General features: G+C 55.5%; 20 protein-coding genes. 10 read left to right on the top strand and 10 right to left on the bottom strand.

From position 1 onward, the window contains the following. Positions 1–31: 31 nt before the first annotated feature. Positions 32–451: a DUF2946 domain-containing protein gene (locus IAI47_RS20625; protein ID WP_008924742.1), complete on the bottom strand. Its 420-nt coding sequence runs from the start codon at positions 449–451 to the stop codon at positions 32–34. 219 nt (positions 452–670) lie between these two features. Between IAI47_RS20625 and IAI47_RS20620 the strand changes: the two genes are divergently transcribed. Both IAI47_RS20620 and IAI47_RS20615 read left to right on the top strand, forming a co-directional pair. Next, on the top strand, positions 671–1624 hold the full coding sequence (locus IAI47_RS20620) for a D-2-hydroxyacid dehydrogenase (protein WP_008924741.1): 954 nt from the start codon (positions 671–673) through the stop codon (positions 1622–1624). 198 nt (positions 1625–1822) lie between these two features. After that, entirely contained in the window at positions 1823–2752 is a 930-nt protein-coding gene (locus IAI47_RS20615) for an Rpn family recombination-promoting nuclease/putative transposase (RefSeq protein ID WP_003851547.1), read from the top strand. A 135-nt stretch (positions 2753–2887) separates the two neighbouring features. Here the strand turns inward: IAI47_RS20615 and glsB are convergent, their stop codons facing one another. The 5 genes from glsB to fucO all read right to left on the bottom strand — a co-directional run bounded on the left by glsB (position 2888) and on the right by fucO (position 7172). After that, positions 2888–3808 (bottom strand): glutaminase B, encoded by a 921-nt coding sequence (glsB, locus tag IAI47_RS20610; protein WP_008924740.1) that lies wholly within the window; start codon positions 3806–3808, stop codon positions 2888–2890. 77 nt (positions 3809–3885) lie between these two features. Then, a complete protein-coding gene (locus IAI47_RS20605; protein ID WP_033742917.1) occupies positions 3886–5085 on the bottom strand; it encodes an MFS transporter in 1200 nt (399 codons plus the stop codon). Positions 5086–5259: 174 nt separating this feature from the next. Further along, on the bottom strand, positions 5260–5436 hold the full coding sequence (locus IAI47_RS20600; protein ID WP_008924738.1) for a hypothetical protein: 177 nt from the start codon (positions 5434–5436) through the stop codon (positions 5260–5262). A 104-nt stretch (positions 5437–5540) separates the two neighbouring features. After that, a complete protein-coding gene (locus IAI47_RS20595; protein ID WP_008924737.1) occupies positions 5541–5714 on the bottom strand; it encodes a GhoT/OrtT family toxin in 174 nt (57 codons plus the stop codon). A 309-nt stretch (positions 5715–6023) separates the two neighbouring features. Then, positions 6024–7172 (bottom strand): lactaldehyde reductase, encoded by a 1149-nt coding sequence (fucO, locus tag IAI47_RS20590; RefSeq protein WP_008924736.1) that lies wholly within the window; start codon positions 7170–7172, stop codon positions 6024–6026. 258 nt (positions 7173–7430) lie between these two features. On the opposite strand from fucO, the gene IAI47_RS20585 reads away from it, so the two are divergent. After that, positions 7431–9068 carry a dihydroxyacetone kinase subunit DhaK gene (locus IAI47_RS20585; protein ID WP_008924735.1) on the top strand — a complete coding sequence of 546 codons (1638 nt, stop codon included), beginning with the start codon at positions 7431–7433 and terminating at the stop codon, positions 9066–9068. A gap of 14 nt (positions 9069–9082) precedes the next feature. On the opposite strand, the gene IAI47_RS20580 is transcribed toward IAI47_RS20585, so the two are convergent. Continuing rightward, the gene (locus tag IAI47_RS20580; protein WP_008924734.1) at positions 9083–9961 is read right to left on the bottom strand and encodes a LysR family transcriptional regulator; all 879 of its coding nucleotides are present in this window, start codon (positions 9959–9961) and stop codon (positions 9083–9085) included. Between the two features lie 254 nt (positions 9962–10215). Between IAI47_RS20580 and IAI47_RS20575 the strand changes: the two genes are divergently transcribed. After that, positions 10216–10764 (top strand): YbhB/YbcL family Raf kinase inhibitor-like protein, encoded by a 549-nt coding sequence (locus tag IAI47_RS20575; protein ID WP_008924733.1) that lies wholly within the window; start codon positions 10216–10218, stop codon positions 10762–10764. A gap of 116 nt (positions 10765–10880) precedes the next feature. Here IAI47_RS20575 and proP read toward each other — a convergent pair whose 3' ends face one another. After that, positions 10881–12347: a glycine betaine/L-proline transporter ProP gene (proP, locus tag IAI47_RS20570; protein WP_008924732.1), complete on the bottom strand. Its 1467-nt coding sequence runs from the start codon at positions 12345–12347 to the stop codon at positions 10881–10883. A gap of 477 nt (positions 12348–12824) precedes the next feature. Between proP and IAI47_RS20565 the strand changes: the two genes are divergently transcribed. The 6 genes from IAI47_RS20565 to IAI47_RS20540 all read left to right on the top strand — a co-directional run bounded on the left by IAI47_RS20565 (position 12825) and on the right by IAI47_RS20540 (position 17535). Beyond that, positions 12825–13844 (top strand): isopenicillin N synthase family oxygenase, encoded by a 1020-nt coding sequence (locus tag IAI47_RS20565; protein ID WP_008924731.1) that lies wholly within the window; start codon positions 12825–12827, stop codon positions 13842–13844. 19 nt (positions 13845–13863) lie between these two features. Beyond that, positions 13864–14667 (top strand): MetQ/NlpA family ABC transporter substrate-binding protein, encoded by an 804-nt coding sequence (locus IAI47_RS20560; RefSeq protein WP_008924730.1) that lies wholly within the window; start codon positions 13864–13866, stop codon positions 14665–14667. Beyond that, positions 14660–15448 carry a methionine ABC transporter ATP-binding protein gene (locus IAI47_RS20555; protein ID WP_008924729.1) on the top strand — a complete coding sequence of 263 codons (789 nt, stop codon included), beginning with the start codon at positions 14660–14662 and terminating at the stop codon, positions 15446–15448. The genes IAI47_RS20560 and IAI47_RS20555 overlap by 8 nt, the downstream gene beginning before the upstream one ends. Beyond that, complete coding sequence (locus tag IAI47_RS20550; RefSeq protein WP_008924728.1) at positions 15436–16104, top strand: methionine ABC transporter permease; 669 nt, start codon at positions 15436–15438, stop codon at positions 16102–16104. The genes IAI47_RS20555 and IAI47_RS20550 overlap by 13 nt, the downstream gene beginning before the upstream one ends. A gap of 230 nt (positions 16105–16334) precedes the next feature. Further along, a complete protein-coding gene (locus IAI47_RS20545) occupies positions 16335–16937 on the top strand; it encodes an NAD(P)H-dependent oxidoreductase (RefSeq protein ID WP_003851520.1) in 603 nt (200 codons plus the stop codon). Further along, entirely contained in the window at positions 16927–17535 is a 609-nt protein-coding gene (locus IAI47_RS20540) for a TetR/AcrR family transcriptional regulator (protein WP_008924727.1), read from the top strand. Before IAI47_RS20545 ends, IAI47_RS20540 begins: the two co-directional genes overlap by 11 nt. Positions 17536–17620: 85 nt before the next feature. Here the strand turns inward: IAI47_RS20540 and malG are convergent, their stop codons facing one another. Further along, a complete protein-coding gene (gene malG, locus IAI47_RS20535; protein ID WP_003851518.1) occupies positions 17621–18511 on the bottom strand; it encodes a maltose ABC transporter permease MalG in 891 nt (296 codons plus the stop codon). 9 nt (positions 18512–18520) lie between these two features. After that, positions 18521–20047, bottom strand: a complete 1527-nt coding sequence (gene malF / locus IAI47_RS20530; RefSeq protein WP_008924726.1) for a maltose ABC transporter permease MalF — start codon at positions 20045–20047, stop codon at positions 18521–18523. Positions 20048–20094 lie beyond the last annotated feature (47 nt).

Here is a 20094-nt window from a genome sequence, read left to right as displayed (position 1 = left end):
TTCAAAAGACAAAGGCGATCTGGTGACGTTGTCACGCAATCGAATCAGTTAGCAGTCGGTGTGACGCAAAACAGGGTGGCGCACGCGGTCGGTGAAGGCGCAGTAATCGTCGCCATTGCGGCGGATTAATGGCAGAAGGAGGCGGGGCGCGGCTTATCAGGCACATCCACCAGATGAACGGGATAAAGACCCATAGCATCAGCGGCACATGAACCAGCAAATCGCAGTAACCACAGGCAAAGCCCGAACCCATCATCATCCCGTGATCCGCCATCGCCATCTCGCTGTGATGATCCATCATGGGCATCTCTGCGCTCATGGCAGAGGCATCCTGCATCATGGCGCGATGTTCAGCCAGATTTTTAGAGATCATCGGGGCAACAAACAACAGCAGCACGGCCAGTATCGCAATACCGGCTGTGAGTCGCTGTCGGATGTCAGATCTCTGCATGATTTTAACAGGCATTTGGGGTCAGAATTCAGGGCGGCAGTGTAACGCGAAGGGGATAAAAGGGTTAAATAAAGTGGCTTCTGTAGCGAGAAAATTCGCACTCTTTGAACATATTCACTTTAATTTCAGCATCATTTAACGTAGTTGTTACCACCAGAACACATACAAATAACATTAATGTTTCGACAGAAGTTAAACCGAACCCATAAAGGACTAAGAATGAAAATTGTCATGCTGGATGGCGACACGCTGCCTGTTTCACTGCCGACCGAAAAGCAGAATGCTGACTGGGAAATTCGTGCACAGACTTCGGTCAGTGAAATCGTGTCGGCGCTTACGGGCGCCACGGTCGCGATCACCAATAAAGTGCCGTTGCGTGCCGACACCTTAAAACTCTTACCCGATCTGCGCTTTATTTGTGTCGCGGCGACCGGATATGACTGTATTGATCTCGATGCCTGTCGTACACGCGGCATTGTGGTCAGTAATGTTCCTGGTTACTCCACCCAGAGCGTTTCAGAGGCGGTTATCGCCGCGATTTTTGCCCTGCGCCGTCAGATGATGGCTTACGCCAGCAATACCCGCATCGACTGGCCGCAGGCTCAGCACTTCTGTCTGCATCGTCAGCCGATAGGGGATATTGGCGGCGCGATGCTGGGTATCGTGGGCAAGGGCGACATTGGCCAGGCGGTCGGCAGGCTGGCTAAGGCGCTGGGTATGCAGGTGCAGTACGCCGAGCGTAAAGGCAGTGACAGGGTGCGTGAGGGCTATGTCAGCTTTGAGCAGATGCTGGCGACCAGCGATATTATTTCGCTTCACTGCCCGTTGAGTGACAGCACACGTCAGATGATCGATCGTCAGGCGCTGGAGAAAATGAAACCGCATACGCTGCTAATCAATACCGCGCGCGGCGGACTGATTAACGAGGCCGACCTCGCTGACGCGTTAAAACAGGGTGTCATTTGGGGCGCGGCGCTGGATGTGCTGAGCAGCGAGCCACCCGCGCCCGACAATCCGCTGCTGGCGGATCTGCCAACTCTGCTGCTGACGCCGCACATTGCCTGGGCGAGTCGCAGCGGTGTGGAGAATCTGGTGACTGGCGTGATGGCCAATATCGCGGCCTTTATGCAGGGCGAGCCGGTTAATGTGGTGAGTCGGGCCTTGCGGAAATAGTTTTAATGTCTGACATGCGTTGATATTCAGAGCAACCTCGTAGAATTCAGGTGACACGTTTTACAGTGGTTATTAATCAGGCTATTAGTTTCGTTATCTCCATCAGTGACTAAACGTTCGTGCGCGACAGGAATTAGCGCCTTTTACTGGCTGACTCAGCCGTTGTAAGCGCTTCAGGAACAGAAAGGATTCTGGCCAGTGAAAAAGAAGAACAGCACGCCCACACCTCATGATGCGACATTCCGGCAATTTCTGACTCAGCCGGATATTGCCCGGGATTTTATGGCGCTGCACCTGCCGCCGGAGCTGCGCGTACGCTGTGATCTCAGCACCCTGAAGCTGGAGTCGGGGTCGTTTGTGGAGGATGACCTTCGGCAGTACTTCAGCGACGTGCTTTACAGTCTTAAAACAACCGCTGGCGATGGATATATCCATGTACTTATTGAGCATCAGTCAGCACCTGACAAACACATGGCATTTCGGCTGATGCGCTATGCAGTGGCAGCTATGCAGCGCCATCTGGAAGCCGGGCATAAGACATTGCCGCTGGTGATACCCATCCTGTTTTACACCGGCAGACGCACGCCCTATCCCTATTCGACCCGGTGGCTGGATGAGTTTGATGACCCGGTGCTGGCGGACAGGCTTTACAGCCACAGTTTTCCGCTGATCGATGTCACGGTGATTCCTGACGATGAGATCATGCAACACCGCAACATGGCGGCTCTGACCCTGTTGCAAAAGCACATCCGGCAGCGAGATCTGACAGAGCTGATGGACAGGCTGGTATCCATTTTGATGGCAGGCGATCACTCTTCATCACAGGTGATATCGCTGGTACACTACATGGTACAGGCGGGCGAAACATCAGACGCCAAAGCCTTTGTACGGGAGCTGGCACGGCGTGTGCCCCAACACGAGAACGCACTTATGACTATTGCACAACAGCTTGAGCAGATAGGTCTTGAGAAAGGCATCGAACAGGGCATCGAACAGGGACGAAAAGAAGGTGTTCGTGGCGCGAGCCTGAGAATTGCGCGTAACCTGCTGATGAATGGTATGGATCGCAACACGGTTATGCAGATGACCGGTCTGAATGAAGACGATCTGACACAAATTTCACACTAAGATATTTTTTGCACTCTGATAATTACTGGTGCCTCACATCGCCAGTGCGCGGCACCCTTCAAATCAGACGGCTTTCCCAACATCCTGAAATTACGCCGTGTTTTATGACGGCGAGCTAAATATTCTCGCTCAGCATCAAAATATCGAGCGCCCCAGCTTATCAGTCAGCAATTCCAGCACAGCGGTTCCCGCCAGTGAATTACCCGCGCTGTCCAGCCCAGGTGACCAGACGGCGATGCTCATCTCGCCGGGAATGATAGCAATAATTCCACCCCCCACACCTGACTTAGCTGGCATTCCGACGCGCCATGCGAACTCGCCTGCGCCATCGTACATCCCGCTGGTGATCATCAGTGCGTTTATCTGTCGGGCCTGACGTGGCGTGATCATCTGACTGCCATCCAGCGTTTTTCCCTGATTCGCCAGGTAGATAAAGGTGCGGGCCAGCTCAATGCAGTTCATTGAAAGTGAGCAATAGTGGAAATAGGTCTGCATCACGCTGGTGACATCATTATCAAAATTACCAAACGACTTCATTAACCAGGCGATGGCTGCATTACGGGCCGAGTGTTCAAATTCAGAACGGGCAACATGGCGATCATAATTAATATCGGGCTGCTGACTGAGCTGACGCACAATTTCCAGCATTCGCTGCCGTGGTGCGGTCAGACGGGTTTCCAGCAGATCGCAAATCACCAGTGCACCGGCATTGATGAAAGGGTTACGCGGCTTACCCTGTTCCAGCTCAAGCTGCACCAGCGAATTAAAAGGCTGACCTGAGGGCTCTTTGCCGACCCGCTGCCAGATTTCGCTGTCGTCATAGCGCGTCAGTGCCACAGTGAGTGAGAGCGCCTTTGAGATCGACTGAATCGAAAAGCGCGTCTCAGCATCACCTGCCTGAAAGAGGGTGCCGTCTCGCAGGCAAACCGCAATCGCCAGATTGTCGGCCGCCACATCCGCCAGCGCAGGAATATAGTCAGCCACCTTTCCCTGATGGACCAGCGGACGTACCTGGTCCAGGATCGCCTGCAGCAGAGCATTATTCAGTTCAGACACTTACCTTCTCCCGTCGATTCTTGCTGTCCGCATCCGCGACCAGCGAATCATTAATTGATAGCGGCTGGGCCGCAGGTTCAGCTGATAGGTTTTGACTGCGCTGCCAGCGGAGCCAGCAGCATCTGTAGCAGGCTCAGCAGGGCCAGTACACCGAAAGGCAGCGTCCAGTTACCGCTCTGCTCATGGAGCACGCCGAAAAACAAAGGGCCAAATGCCGCCAGTGCATAACCCACACACTGCGCCATGCCCGACAGTTGCGAGGCCTGGCGGTGATGAGTGGCTCGCAGATTAAGCAGCGAGAGGCAAAGCACCAGCGATGCGCCCGCGCCCAGTCCAGCCAGTGTCAGCCAGATGGCGGCCCAATGCGGATTAAGCAGCAAACCCAGCATGCCAAGGAAAATACCCGATGAGGCAATAAATGCAGTGAGCCGGGCGTCTTTAACCCGCTTCAGAACCACCATACAGCCCAGATTGGCAATGATCGCAATCGCCTGATACCAGAATAGCAGCCAGCCCGCACGGGTCTGACTGAAGCTATTGTCCTGAGCAAAGACAGCAAACCAGTCGATCAGGGTATAAAATGCCAGCGACTGCAGCGCCATAAACAGCGCGATCTGCCAGCCCCCGGCTGATTTCCAGGGATGACGATACGCGACGGGCGCATCGGTTGCCGCGAGTGTTGACTGCCGCTGACGCAACAGCGGCAGCCAGACAACCAGCGCCACCAGCCCGGGCAGTGCCCAGACGACCAATGAGAGTCGCCAGCCGGCCGATGAAAGCTGGCTCAGCGGCACGGCAATGCCTGAAGCCAGGCTGGCAGTGATCGACATCGTTGCAGCATAGAGACCAATATATTTAGCGGTGTGGGCGGTGAAATCGCGTTTAATCAGTGGCGGCAACAACACGTTGGCGGCGGCAATGCCTGCGCTAAGCAGCAGCGTTCCCCCCCACAGTGCTGCTTCGGCGGGGTGCCAGCGCAACAGTGAACCGGCCGTGATCAGACACAGCGCACCCCACAAACTCCGCTCCAGCCCAAGCTGATTTCCCAGCCAGGCGGCGGGTGGGGCGAGCAGGGCAAAGAGGATAAGTGGAATAAAATTAAACAGGCCCGCTTCACCGGCAGTGAGTCCAAACGTCTGACGAATATCCTGCAATACCGGGCCAGCGACAGTAATAGGTGCGCGAAGGTTCGCGGCAGTAAGCAGCAGGACGAACAAAAAAAACGTAGCGCTTGAAAACGCAGTAGGAGATTTAGCGGCGTGTTGTACAGGCATCATGGCAGGGATCATCACAGGCAGCAGTGCTGCGGGGGCGTTGCTTGACGTTAACGCTTACGCATCAGAATTGATGTCTGGGCGCTACTCTACTGACCGGTTAGGGGAGTGTAAAGCCTTGTAATGCTATGAGATAGCGCAAATGCGATCTCGCAGCACTGTTGGCCGTTTTACCGATCAGTGAAATTCAGGTTCAGGGAAGTGACCGCAGTCATTCTGGCTGGGATTGGTGCCGGGCTGGCAGGTCTGCTGACGGGTTTCGGCTGCGGGAACCTGTTTTTCAGCGTGCCACGGGGCGCTGGCGCTACATGCACTAAGAAGTGAAACCAGAATCATCACACTGACAACGCGCATAGCCGCTCCTTATTAACCGTCACGAACAAAGTTACGTCGGTGATCGCAGGTTTGCAGGTCAGGGACGTCTTACCTTAGTGTGGTCGCTAAGGAGATTCTGTCAATTAAAACAGCGCAAACATCAGGGCGACAGGAAAACTCATCGGCCAGGTCGCACCGACTAAAAAGGCGCTCAGCAGTTTGATACTCAGCTTATCTTTTGCGATGAAGAACGTGATCAGCGTAGCGACCAGTGCAACAACAGCATAGAAAATGAGCATTCCCTGGTACAGTGTCATCGTAATCTCCGCAGCGTCATTAAGGTTTTCGCTGCGCATGATGCGGATTTTTGTGATCCAGATCAAGAGGTGCGCGGTTTAGGATCTAAAGAAATCATGGATTAAGCGCGCAATTCGGACTCTGAACTGCACTATCACATCAGGCGATTTCAGGCTGAAACCCGGCCGAAAAATGCCGCTAAAACCTTTGCTGCCGCCGCAAATGCATTCCTACAACCGCTGGCGAATACTTCTCTGTTATTCGTTTGCAGGATGTAAAAAGCCCGCCAGCGAGTGCGGGCAATATATTACAGCGCCAAGGGGTGTGACTTAACTCTGGTGATATAACGCCATCACTTCCTCCAGGTCCGGAGTCCGTGGGTTGCCGCCAGTGCAGACATCATCCAGCGCCGCCTGTGCCAGTGCTGGGATATCCACTTCTTTTAAGCCCACTTCACGCAGCGAGCGGGGAATACCCACATCGCGACAGAGCTGACGAACCGCGGCGACCGCCGCTTCCCGCGCCTGATCCAGCGATAATGACTCGACCTGTTTTACACCCATTGCGCGGGCAACATCGCGATATTTTTCGCCTGTGCAGGAGGCATTCCACGCCATCACCTGCGGCAGCAGAATAGCGTTCGCTACACCGTGCGGGACGTTATAAAACGCGCCAAGCGGGTGTGCCATGCCATGCACCAGACCAAGGCCGACATTGGAGAAACCCATACCGGCCACATATTGTCCCAGCGCCATCTGCTCAACCGCCTCAATATTTCCTGCCACCGATTTGCGCAGTGACTGGCTGATAATCTCAATGGCTTTGAGGTGCAGCATATCGGTCAGGGGCCAGGCGCCGCGTGTGATGTAGCCTTCAATGGCATGGGTTAAGGCATCAATACCCGTCGCAGCCTTCAGCGAAGCTGGCATGCTCGCCATCATCTCCGCATCAATGATCGCCACTTTCGGAATGTCATGAGGATCGACACAGACAAACTTACGGCGCTTCTCTTCATCAGTAATGACGTAATTAATCGTCACTTCTGCGGCTGTGCCTGCCGTGGTCGGGATGGCGATGATTGGCACACACGGATGGCGGGTGGGGCTGGCGCCTTCCAGACTGCGGACATCTTCAAACTCAGGGTTATTAATAATAATGCCGATCGCCTTGCTGGTATCCTGTGGTGAGCCGCCACCGATGGCTATCAGGTAGTCGGCACCTGACTCTCTGAACACCGCAACACCCTTCTGCACAACCCGAATGGTAGGATTCGGCACCACCTCATCATACACCGCCCAGTCAAGCTGATGGTGCGCCAGCAGATCAGTCACTCGTTTCAGCGCACCCGCCGCGACCAGCGCTTTGTCAGTAACGATCAGTGCTTTTCGCATCCCGCGACGTTGTACCTCTTCCGGCAAATGGCGCAAAGCACCAGCACCAAACCAGGCGGTTTCATTGAGAATCATACGTTGGGTCATTAAAACATCCTCTGTTAACAAATGAATTTTTAACATCCGTGATCTCCGGTGGATGTTCTGCGCAGACCCTCTCACTTTCAGGTAAAGACATTTGATAAAAATCAATCAATTAGTAAAAATCGCTGCGCCTGTGCCCGCTGGTTTTCGTGCGGTATGTCTGAAATCAGGCTATAGACCTGTTGATGGATTTCTCACAGTCGTCAGTGGTATGTAACACTGCTTCATCAGCAAACCCGCATGCCTATGAGGAAAGAATACATGACCCGATTCGTAATGAATAAAAAGGATGATCTCGTCGACAGCGCGTTAGATGGCATGATTTACGCCAGCCCGTGGCGCAATCTGGTCCGGTTGCAGGTCGATCCGCGCATTCGCATCGTGATGCGTAATGACTGGCAAAAACAGCAGGTCGCGCTGATTTCCGGTGGCGGTTCAGGCCATGAACCGGCGCATGTCGGTTTTATCGGCAAAGGGATGCTGACGGCGGCCGTCTGTGGCGATGTGTTTGCTTCTCCCAGCGTGGACGCGGTTTACAACGCCATCATCAATATTACCGGTGAGGCAGGATGTCTGCTGATTGTGAAAAACTACACCGGGGATCGACTCAACTTCGGTCTGGCAGCAGAAAAAGCGCGTAAAGCGGGATTCAGCGTCACTATGGTGATTGTCGGTGATGATGTTGCGTTGCCCGATAACCCTCAGCCACGCGGCGTAGCGGGCACGTTGCTGGTGCATAAAGTGGCGGGCTTCGTCGCAGAAAGGGGGGATGACCTGGCGGCGGTGACCGAGGCAGCAGAGGCAGCCAGTCGTGCTATCGCCACTATGGGCGTTGCGCTCTCAAGCTGCCATCTGCCGGATGAGCAGACCGGCCAGCGGGTGACAGACGGCAGCGTTGAAATGGGGCTGGGGATTCACGGCGAACCGGGTGTTGACGTAATGCAGACGCAAAACAGTCAGCAGATTGTGCAGCATCTGCTGGAGAAAGTGGTGCCGGACAACGATCAGCCACGCGCGCTGTTAGTCAATAATCTTGGTGGCATGTCCGCGCTGGAGATGAGTCTGGTAACGCGGGACCTGATTGAGTCGCCGCTCAGCCGGGGCAGTGATTATCTGATTGGCCCGGCTCCGCTGATGACCGCGCTGGACATGAAAGGCTTTTCCGTCACCTCCATGACGTTGACACCGCTGTTCGAGGAGGCAATCTGCGCGCCGGTAGAGGTCAGCGGCTGGGTTCCGGCTGTTAAAATTGCGCCTCTGCAGCCTGTTATTGCCCCCAGAGAGGCAACAGCGCATCCGGCCCAACCCTCTGATAACCCGACGGTGGCGGCTTTCGTTGACAGCATCTGTTCAACCCTGATCGCCAGCGAAAGCGAGCTGAATAAACTGGATGCCCAGGTGGGCGATGGCGATACCGGCTCGACCTTTGCTGCAGGTGCGCGTCAGATCCAGCGTGAATGTGCGGATAACAAGCTGCCGTTAAATGTCTTACCGGATCTGCTCGCGGTGACGGGTGAACGACTGGCGACGGTGATGGGCGGCTCCAGCGGCGTGCTGATGGCGATCTTTTTCACCGCTGCCGCGCAGCAGCTGGCGGAAGGTGGTGCACTGCCCGCAGCCTTGCTGCAGGGTCTGGACAAGATGAAACAGTATGGCGGGGCACAACCCGGGGATCGCACGCTGATTGATGCGCTGCAACCGGCTATCGAGGCACTGGTGGCGGGTAAATCGCTGGCAGAGGCGGCTGATGCGGCACAGCAGGGCAGTGATGCAACCGCCAGCATGGGGAAAGCAAAAGCGGGCCGATCATCTTATCTTAACAGTGCTAACCTCAACGGCGTGTCTGATCCGGGTGCCGTCGCGGTGGCCAGAGTGTTTGCAGCGTTAAAACAGCTTTAAACTTTCCGGCACACCTATGGCGCCAAACGCGCCTGTAAAAACGCCAGTAACTGGCGGTTTACTTCGCTGCGCTGACGGTGCTGCGGGTAAACCGCATTCAGGGAGAGCGGGGACGGCAGATAGTCGTCCAGCACGGTCACCAGTTCACCGCGTTGCAGGGCAGTCTCAACGATAAAGGCGGGTAACAATACCAGTCCTAAGCCTGCCAGTGCGGCATCACGCAGGACCTCACCATTGTTACTCACCATCGGCCCCTGCACCGCCAGCCACTTCGGTTTACCATTCACCTGCAATTCCCAGCCATTCTGACCTTCACGTCCGTAGCGCAGACAGGCGTGTTGCAGCAGGGCTTCTGGCTGCTGCGGTGTGCCTGCACGTTCCAGATAGCGGGGGCTGCAGCAGATAACCCGCTTCAGCTCGCCGAGCGGACGGGCAATCAGCGTTGAGTCCGCCAGGGTGCCGATGCGTATCGCCATGTCCACGCCTTCGCCAATGACATCCGCATAGCGATCCGCCAGCTCAATCTGAAACTGCAATGCCGGGTGGTGGCTGAGGAACTCGGCGATCAGCGGCGACAGGTGGCTCATACCAAAGGACATCGGCATATTAATGCGGAAGGTGCCACGCAGCGCCTGCTGCTGCTCAGACACTGCCAGTTCTGCTTCCTGAATCTCATCCAGGATACGCTGAGCATGCTGCGCAAACAGCAGCCCCGCATCCGTTACTGACAGTTTGCGCGTATTGCGGATCAGCAGGCGAACCCCTAATGACGCCTCCAGCGCAGCCATACGGCGGCTGACATACTGTTTCGATAACATCAATTGCTCAGCCGCTGCAGTAAAGTTGCCAGCATGCATCACGGCGACATAAATCCGGAGGTCTTCAATCTGCATAGTGTCCACTTATTGGTGACAGTCATAGGGATTCAGGCGATATTTCAGCCGCAGACGTTAACTTATATCGGGTAATGGGTGACAGGGCAACGCGTCAGCTGCCGGCGTCTGCGCGACGGAGATCATAGATTTGCCGTTCCGCTGCCACGAAACAGGCAGGCTGCCGGGTCAATTGTGCAAAAGCCGTTATAGTAAGCAGGCAGTGATGTAATGCGTCTGGAAAATTTTCGGGTTAATTCGATAAGGAGTAGCTGGTGAAAAAATTACTCTGCGCAACGGTGCTTGCCGTGTTGCCCATGACCACGCTGGCGGCGTCGGTGTTTACGCTGCAATCTGAGGACTTCAGCGATAATGCGCTACTGGATAAAAAGTTTGCCGGTGCCAATAAAAGTAACCCTTCCTGTACCGGTGAGAATATTTCTCCTCAACTCAACTGGTCTGCTGCGCCTGCGGGAACCCGCAGTTTTGCGCTGCTGATGACCGATCCGGTCGGGGCCAAAGGGCTGGGGGTCACGCACATGGTGGCCTATAACATTCCTGCCAGCCGCACGTCTTTTGCGCAGGGGGCGCTGACAAAGGGCAAGGATTATACCGGTGGAGAAAATACGCCAGGCACGCTGCATTATTACGGGCCTTGCCCGCCAGCAGGCAGTGGTCTGCATCACTATAACTTTGTGCTGATCGCCACCGATTTACCGGTGGGGCAGCTGAAAGCGGGGTTAACCCAGGCAGAACTGGTCACGCAACTGAAAGGCCATGCGCTGGGGGCGGCCAGCACAGTGGGCCGCTTCAGTAATGAATAATCTGCACCCGGAATAAAGAAACGTTTGTGGCACGCGTGAGGGCGGTTAAAAATAAGGTGGGCGGAGCGTCCGGTCGCAGATAAAAAAACACCCTGCAGAGCAGGGTGTCAGAACACTTATTTACCCGCTGTCGCGGCGGGTTTATTTCGTTTGCGCAGCTTGTCGATTAATCGATGTGCTTCTGCCTTAGTCGCCACCGCAGGGGAAGAACCGGTCAGCGGCTGACGGGCCGTCTCGCGAACGGTCAGAATAGTCAGCAGGCCAATGATACCCGCGCCCATCATGTAGTAGGCCGGCATCATCGTGTTTTTAGTGGTATCCACCAGCCATGCGGTAATCAGCGGTGTGGTACCACCAAACAGCGAAACCGACAGGTTAAAGCCAATGGCCAGCGCACTGTAACGGATATCGGTGGTGAACAGGGCTGGCAGCGTCGAAGGCATGGTGCCGCTGAAGCAGGTATGCAACACACCCAGAATCATGAGTCCGCCAAATACCGCCCACATATTCCCGGACCCGATCAGCATAAAGCTCGGGATTGCGAGGATAATCAGGCCCACCGCACCAAAGGCAATTACCGGACGACGACCAATACGGTCAGTCCAGCGACCCCAAAGCAGCGTCAGCGGCATCATCACAAACATCGCCACCATCACCAGAAGCAGGCCACTTAACTCTGGCAGACCCAGTATCCCGGTCAGGTAGCTCGGCATGTACGACGTCAGCATATAGTTAGAAACGTTAAACAGCAGCACCAGACCAATACACTTCATCATCGGCGCACGGTATTTGCTCAGCATCTGCATCAGTGTCAGACGCGGTTTGCTCTGCTCCAGCGCTTCCTGTTTTTCCATATGCTGCTGGAATGCTGGCGTCTCTTCCAGCTTCAGTCGCACATAGAGACCAAACAGGCCCAGCGGCGCGGCGATAAAGAACGGCACGCGCCAGCCCCAGGACATCATGGCCTCATTGGACATCACGGTCGTCATGACCGTCACCAGGCTGGCACCCATCAGATAGCCGCCAATGGTCCCGAATTCCAGGAAGCTGCCCATAAAGCCACGGCGTTTATCGGTGGAGTACTCGGCGATAAAGGTCGCGGCACCGCCATATTCACCCCCGGTCGAGAAGCCCTGAATCAGGCGCGCCACCAGAAGCAGAATGGGTGCCATGATGCCGATTGAAGAATATGCCGGGATCAGACCGATACAGAATGTCCCGATCGACATCATGATCATTGTCATCGCCAGCACTTTCTGTCGGCCGATACGGTCACCCAGCGGCCCGAATACCAGGCCACCAATTGGACGCACCAGGAAGGCCGCTGCGAACGTACCAAAGGTGGCAATCAACTGAACCGCGTTGTTGGCATCAGGGAAAAAGACTTTGCCGATGATCACGGCGAGATAGCTGTATACCCCGAAGTCGAACCATTCCATCGCATTACCTAATGCCGCTGCGCCAACCGCACGCTTCAGCATGTCGTTATCGATCACGGTAATGTCGTCGACAGTCAGCTCTTTAGGCTTCCTGTTCCAGAAATGTTTCTTTGGGTGTTCAGACGATGAGTTTCTGGTGTCCATATTCTCCTCAGGTGCATCAATGAAGGAGTCTTATAGCTTTCGCAGCCGCAAACAATGTTCAGAAGAAACCGTGGAAATGAAAGCTATAAGAAGCCGAAAAATTTTAAGTGAAGCGGCAAAAGCCGCAGCCGGTTAACCATAGACCACGATTGTAAGGTTTTGCAAGTTTTCAGCCGAAAAAGCTAACTTTGATGGAAAATTCAGCACGGCGCTCTGACTCCTGAGTGCTTACGGCCATAAACATTTTTAAATATTGCCTGGTAATAGCTCTTTTCATGTGTGGATCTGTTTATGGCTGTTTTCGCCACAATGACTGCCGAAAAAGAGGCTCACGCATGCAGAGTAATCTGCGGCAGGGATGGCTAAGGGGTGGTGGTATATTTCCATCCACCGCATATCCATAGCAGGATTAGTTGGTAGTTAACGCATAAAGGGAATGGCAGTGTAAGGCTATTCCATGCCAACAGAGTCTCTCTCATGAGCGCGTTAACAACAGCAGAATTGCCGGTTATCGATTTCGCATTATTGTCAGGTAATCAACAGCAGCAGCAACAGGTGCTGGAAAAGTTAAGCCAGGCCGCGCGTGATGTCGGTTTCTTCTATTTAATCAATCACGGCATCGACCGTGAATTATCAGATGAGGTTCAGGACGTCGCGCGGAAATTTTTTGCCCTGCCACAGGCGGAAAAATCCGCGGTAGCGATGGCTAACTCGCCTCATTTTCGTGGTTATAACCTGGCGGGCGTGGAAATAACCCGCAGCCAGCCCGACTATCGTGAGCAGTTCGATATTGGTGCGGAACGGGAAGCGCTGCCCGTTACTGCCGATTCCCCCACCTGGCAACGGATGCAGGGGCCGAATCAGTGGCCTGAAGCCTTACCAGAATTGCAGACCGTGGTCACCCGCTGGCAGCAGCAGATGACAGAGGTAGCGCTGGCGTTACTGCGCGCCTTTGCCCAGGCACTTAATCTGCCGCGCAACGCTTTCGACAACCTCTACGGCGACTATCCCAACGAACATATCAAACTGATTCGCTATCCGGGACGCACCGAGGGTGAATCACGCCAGGGTGTTGGCGCGCATAAAGATTCCGGCTTCCTGACCATGCTGTTGCAGGATGACCAGCCGGGCCTGCAGGTTGAAGTGACACCGGACAACTGGATCGATGCGTCGCCGCTGCCGGGTGCCTTTGTGGTGAACATTGGCGAACTGCTGGAGCTGGCGACCAACGGCTACCTGCGCGCGACGGTGCATCGCGTGGTCTCACCACCTCAAAGCAGCGAGCGCTTATCCATTGCCTTCTTCCTGGGTGCCCAGCTGGATGCGGTGGTGCCAGTCTATCAACTGCCTCCCCAGCTGGCTCGGCTGGCACAGGGACCGGGCAGCGATCCGCTCAACCCACTGCTGCGCGAAGTGGGCTGGAACTACCTCAAGGGCCGGCTGCGTTCGCATCCGGACGTCGCCCGGCGTTTCTATCCCGAACATAACACTCACTGATAACGATAAGAGATAAATGATGATTAAAAAGCGCTTTCTGGTCCTGGCCGGTCTTTCACTGCTGATTGCTCAAAGCTTACAGGCTGCACCGCTGCGCGTGGCGGCTGATCCCCTGCCGCACGCGGAAATCCTGGAGTATGTCAAAACTCTGGATCCTAAACTGGATATCAAAATTGTCGAGCTGAGCGGCGGCGTGAATGCCAATGAACTGCTGGCCGCCGGAGATGTGGATGCCAACTACTTCCAGCATCTGCCTTATCTGAAAGATCAGGAGAAAGCGCTGGGTAAAACCTTTGCCGTCGTTGCCAGCGTGCATATTGAGCCGCTGGGAATTTACTCGCGCAAGGTGAAATCACTGGCGGCGCTGCCAGAGGGTGCCAGCATTGCTGTGCCGAATAACACCACCAACCTGAGCCGTGCACTGTGGCTGTTGCAGGACAAAGGCGTGATCAAGCTAAGCGCGAAGGGCGAGGCGGGTTCGACGCTGGTGACGCCGAAAGATATCAGTGAAAACCCGAAGAATATTAAAATCGTTGAGATTGAGTCGCCACAGCTGCCGCGCTCGCTGGATGATGTGGATGCCGCCGTGATTAATGGCAACTACGCGCTGGAAGCCGGGCTGACGCCCGCGAAAGATGCGCTGGGTCTGGAGTCCGCGACCCATAACCCTTACGCCAACCTGCTGGTGACCACGCCTGAACGGGCTAAAGATCCGCGCGTGTTACAGCTGGCAAAAGATCTGCGCTCGCCGCAGGTGGCGGAATTTATCCGTAAAAATTATCAGGGCTCTGTGATTCCGGTTGCGGACGAGCAGCATGATTAAAATCAGCCATCTCAGTAAACATTACGCTGGCGCACCTGCGCCAGCTCTGGACGACTTCTCACTCACCATCGAAGAGGGCACCATCTTTGGCATCCTCGGACGAAGCGGGGCGGGTAAAAGCACGCTGCTACGCTGCCTGAACCGGCTGGAAAGCCCTTCCAGCGGGCAGATTGAGATTGACGGACAGGATCTCGCCGCGATGAGCCTGGCGCAACTGCGTCAGCAGCGTCAGCAGATGGGGATGATCTTCCAGCACTTCAATCTGCTGCATTCGCGCAATGTACAGGACAACGTCGATCTGGCGCTGGAGATTGCCGGGTTGCGAGCGGCGGAGCGGCGCCAGCGTGTGGCCTCGTTGCTGAAGCTGGTGGGGCTGGAATCGTCTGGCAAAGCCTGGCCGTCACAACTCTCAGGTGGGCAGAAACAGCGTGTCGGCATCGCCCGTGCGCTGGCCGCCCGACCCCGTTATCTGCTGTGTGATGAGGCCACCAGCGCGCTGGATCCCGAAACTACCACCTCGATTCTCGATTTGCTTGCCGACATTCAGCAGCAGCTCAACATCACCATTGTGTTGATCACCCATGAAATGGCGGTGGTGAAGCGGATTTGTGACGGCGCGGCACTGCTGGAGAATGGCCAGCTGGTTGAAAGCGGCAGCCTGAGCCAGATCATGGGACGTGAAGAGGGACGCCTGCGCAAAATGCTGCTGAGGGATGGCGAAGCAGACCGGGCGTTTATCAAAAAATATCAGCATGAGGCATTAACCCGATGCGTAGCATGAGTAGTGAGCGGTTTCAGGAACTGCTGCTGAATGCCACTGGCGAAACACTGTACATGGTGCTGCTGGCGGCACTTTTCACGGTCGCGATAGGGCTGCCGGTGGGTGTGATGCTGTTTCTGACCCGGCCAAAAGGCATTCTGCCCAATCGTGGGATTTCACTGCTGCTGAATACGCTGGTCAATACCGGACGCGCGTTGCCGTTTGTGGTGCTGCTGATTGCGCTGATCCCCTTTACCCGTCTGCTGGTCGGCACCACGCTGGGCAGCACTGCCGCCATTGTGCCGATTACGCTGGGCGCGTTTCCTTTCTTTGCCCGTATTGTGGAGAACGCGCTGGATGAGGTTGATCGCGGTCGCATTGAAGCGGTGGTATCAATGGGCGGCACGCTGTGGCATATCGTCAGCCGTGTGCTGCTGCCGGAAGCGCTACCCGCACTGGTGGCGGGCGTTACCCTGACGATTGTGATGCTCATTGGCTTCTCGGCGATGGCGGGCGTGGTCGGTGGCGGCGGACTGGGTGATCTGGCAATTCGTTACGGTTATCAGCGCTTCGACAACCAGATCATGGCGGCCACCATTGTGGTGCTGCTGGCGCTGGTAATGCTGATTCAGAAACTCGGCGACAGGCTGGTGCGCTCACTGGCTTATCGTCGGTAGGTTTTATATCTGACGCTGGCACAGAGCTCTGCAGATTGTTTTTAACGGTGAACAGGAAGGAAGCATTTTTATTCCGCCTGTGTTCAGACCATGATGTGCGGACCCTTCCGGCATCAGGTGCGTTTAACCTGAGATGCGGTCTGCAAAAAGAGTTAACAGCGACGCTTGATAACCTACCAATAGTAACTTACCTTTAGTAGCTTAATGGCTGAACAGGTAAGGTGACGACGATGCATGCATTAATAGTGACTTCTCATCCCAATCAGGATGCGCATACCCACCGCGTGGCGGACCAGCTGGCGCAGGGCATTATCTCGACCGGCCAGCACACGGCTGAAAAAGCCGATCTGGCAGCTGAAAGATTTGATCCGCGTTTCACGCTCACCGACCACCGGCATTTCAACGGCCAGGCGGAGGCATCGCCGGATGTGCTGGCTGAACAGCAGCGGTTAAATCGCGCTGATGCGCTGGTGCTGGTCTATCCAGTTTACTGGTGGTCATTTCCTGCCCAGCTCAAAGGCTGGATAGATCGGGTTTTCATTGCCGGATGGGCCTTTGATGAACAGGAGGGTCGGATAGTGAAGCGCCTCAATCATCTTCCTGTGCATCTGATTGCAATCGGGGGCGCGGATACGCGAACTTTTCTGCGGCGCGGCTATTTCGGCAGCATGCGAAATCAGATTGATCACGGCATTTTTGACTACTGTGGCGCGCCGGTGGTGACCAGTGAACTGTTGCTAAGCGGCGATGAGGGTTATCCTGAGTCACACTATCAGCTGGCGCAGGCGTTGGGCCAGCGTCTGTTCCCCCACCAGGAAAAACATGACCGTTGAGAAAGTACCGCGGAAAAGACTGTCACGTGAGGCCCGACGCAGGCAGTTGTCGGATGTCGCGTGGCAGATTTTGCAGACCGAAGGCAGCGAAGCGCTGACGCTGGCACGGGTCGGCGAAGCGGCGGGCGTCAGTAAACCGGTGGTTTACGATCATTTCACCACCCGTCATGGATTGCTGGCAGCGTTGTATGACGATTTTGATCGTCGCCAGACCGAGCGAATGGACGCGGCGATGAATGCTGCGCCGATGGTGATGCAGCAAAAAGCGGAAGTGCTGGCCGCCTGTTATGTGGATTGTGTGATGACAGAAGGACGTGAGATTCCAGAGTTGCTGTCAGCACTCAGCACCTCACCGGAACTGGCCGCCGTCAAACGTCATTATCAGCTCGACTTTATCGCCCGTTGTCAGCACTGGTTTGATCCTTTTACTGGCAGCAAAGGTATTGCGGAAGCAGGCATGTGGGGCTTGCTGGGGGGCGCGGATGCTATCGCCGCCGCCGTGACACGTGGCGATGTCGCTAAGCCGGAAGGCGAGCAGGCAATAACGGCCATGGTCGTCGCGCTGGTGACTGGCAGTAGTGCATCGGAGTCAGCGTAGGATAAAAAAGGCGGCCCGCAGGCCGCCGAATCATTCAACCACAACAGGCGTTGTGTAAGCAGTGGCAACGTACAATGATGATTGTTTAGCCTTTCACCCCGCCTGCGGTTAAACCGCTTACCAGCCAGCGCTGTGCCAGCAGGAACACCAGGGTGATCGGAATCGCGGAGAGCACCGCCGCGGCGGCAAAGTCTCCCCACAAATAGTTCTGCGGATTGAGATACTGTTGCATCCCGACCGCAAGGGTGTAGCTGTTGACGTCGCGCAGCAGCAGCGAAGCAACCGGCACTTCAGTGACCGCTGCGATAAACGCCAGAATAAACACCACCGCCAGAATCGGCACTGACAGCGGCAGCAGCACCAGCCGGAACGCCTGCCATGGCGTTGCGCCATCCAGCGCGGCGGCCTCTTCCAGTGATCCGTCGATGGTTTCGAAATACCCTTTAATCGTCCAGACATGCAGCGCGATGCCGCCCATATAGGCGAAGATCACCCCACCGTGAGTATTCAGCCCGATAAACGGCAGATACTGACCGAGCCGATCAAAAAGCGCATAGAGCGCCACCAGTGACAGAACCGCCGGGAACATCTGGAATATCAGCATCCCTTTCAGCAGGCTGGCACGACCGGCAAAGCGCATACGGGCAAACGCATAGGCGCAGGTGGTCGAAAGTGCCACAATCCCCAGCGCACTGATTGCAGCAATCTTGATCGAGTTCCATAACCATAACAGCACCGGAAAGGGCGGCGGTGTCACGCTTCCATCCGCATGTTCAACGCTGAAACCCAGCGCCAGCCGCCAGTGCTCCCAGGAGATCTGTTCCGGGATCAGACTGCCGGTGGCGAAGTTACCGGATCGCAGTGAAATTGCGATCACCATCAGCAGCGGGAAGAGTATCGCCGCAATAAATACCAGCAGCAGCAGATGCGTGGTGAACAGACGCAGCCGTTGTGATTTGGGTTGTACCATAGCCATAACAACTCCTTAGTCGAACTTCATCCGCGAGGCTTTCAGGTTAATCACTGCCAGCGCACCCACCAGCAGGAAGATTAGCGTGGCGATGGCAGCCGCCAGACCAAAGTCCTGCCCGCCGCCGCCCTCAAAGGCGATGCGCCAGGTGTAGTTCACCAGCAAATCGGTATAACCGGCTGGCGTGGTCGTGCCAAGACGATCCGGTCCGCCGTTGGTCAGTAACTGCACCAGCACAAAGTTATTAAAATTGAAGGCAAAGCTGGCAATCATCAGCGGCATCAACGGCTTCAGCAACAGCGGCAGCGTAATCAGGAAGAAGTTCTGCAGCGGTCCTGCTCCGTCCATCGCCGAGGCTTCATAGAGATCATCGGGAATCGCTTTCAGCAGTCCCATGCAGAGGATCATCATGTAGGGATAGCCCAGCCAGGTGTTGACGATAATCAGCATGGTGCGTGCCAGCGTGGGATCGCTGAACCACGCAGGCTTCACGCCAAATAGCGCGCTGAGCATCACGTTGATCTCCCCAAAGCTCTGGTTAAACAGTCCTTTGAAAATCAAAATCGAGATAAACGCCGGTACCGCATAGGGCAGGATCAGCATCACCCGATAGATCGCTTTGCCGCGTAACGCTTCCCACTGCACCAGACAGGCCAGCACCATCCCGACGGCTACGGTCAGCACCACCGTGATGAGCGAGAAAAGCAGCGTCCAGCCAAATATCGCCAGGAACGGCTTCTGAATCCCTTCATCAGTAAACACCCGCACGAAGTTCTTCCAGCCGGTATTCACGGTAAAGCCGGGGCTTAAGGTTTCGTTGCCCCACTTATTGTCCGCGTTCACGGCCTGATAGAAGCCGGTCTGCGGATTGGCGCGGTAATGCGTGCCGCTCTGCTGGTTGATCAGTTCATCTTTTGCGCCAACCCGATAGAGCGGCTGGGTGCCGGAGAACTGGCGGAGCGAACTCATGCGCAACTGACGCCCATCCGGCAACTCAGCGCGGATCTGACTCAGTGCCTGGCGGTTAGTCGTGATAACCCGGAACGTTGCCCGTTCGCCAGCGGGTGGCGTGGCAGGCATCATTTTCAGAGTCTGTTCTGCGCCAAACTGAAAAGGTGGAGAGACGAAGTCTGCTTTGCCATCTTTCAGTACCAGTTGCCAGCGATCGCCTGCCGGGAACAGAGAAAAACTGACTGCCTCGCCCGACTGGAAAGTACGGCCAAGGAGTACCTGTTGCGCCCGCTCAAAGGTGAGCTGGTTAGTGCTACTGTAGTTGGTAAAAGCGATAGCGATGGTGCAGGCGAGGGGGAACAACACAAACAGCGACATTCCTGCCACGCCGGGATAGACATAACGCCACGCATAGGCGCGACGATTAGCAAAAATCCACAGCCCGGTTGCACTGAGGATCAGCGTCAGCAACGCAAACAGATATTCACCCTGCGCGTACATCAGTATCAGCAGATAGCCGACCAGCAGACAGCCGATTCCGATGAGAACGCCTTTCAGCAACAGACTGTGCGTTTTCGGTTTTCCTGACATGATGCGGTTTTCCTTAACGGTCACTCATGCCGGGGATAACCCCGGCA

The sequence above is a fragment of the Pantoea sp. MT58 genome (assembly GCF_014495885.1).
Lineage (GTDB): Bacteria > Pseudomonadota > Gammaproteobacteria > Enterobacterales > Enterobacteriaceae > Pantoea > Pantoea eucalypti.
This window is presented reverse-complemented; position numbering and strand designations above follow the sequence as displayed.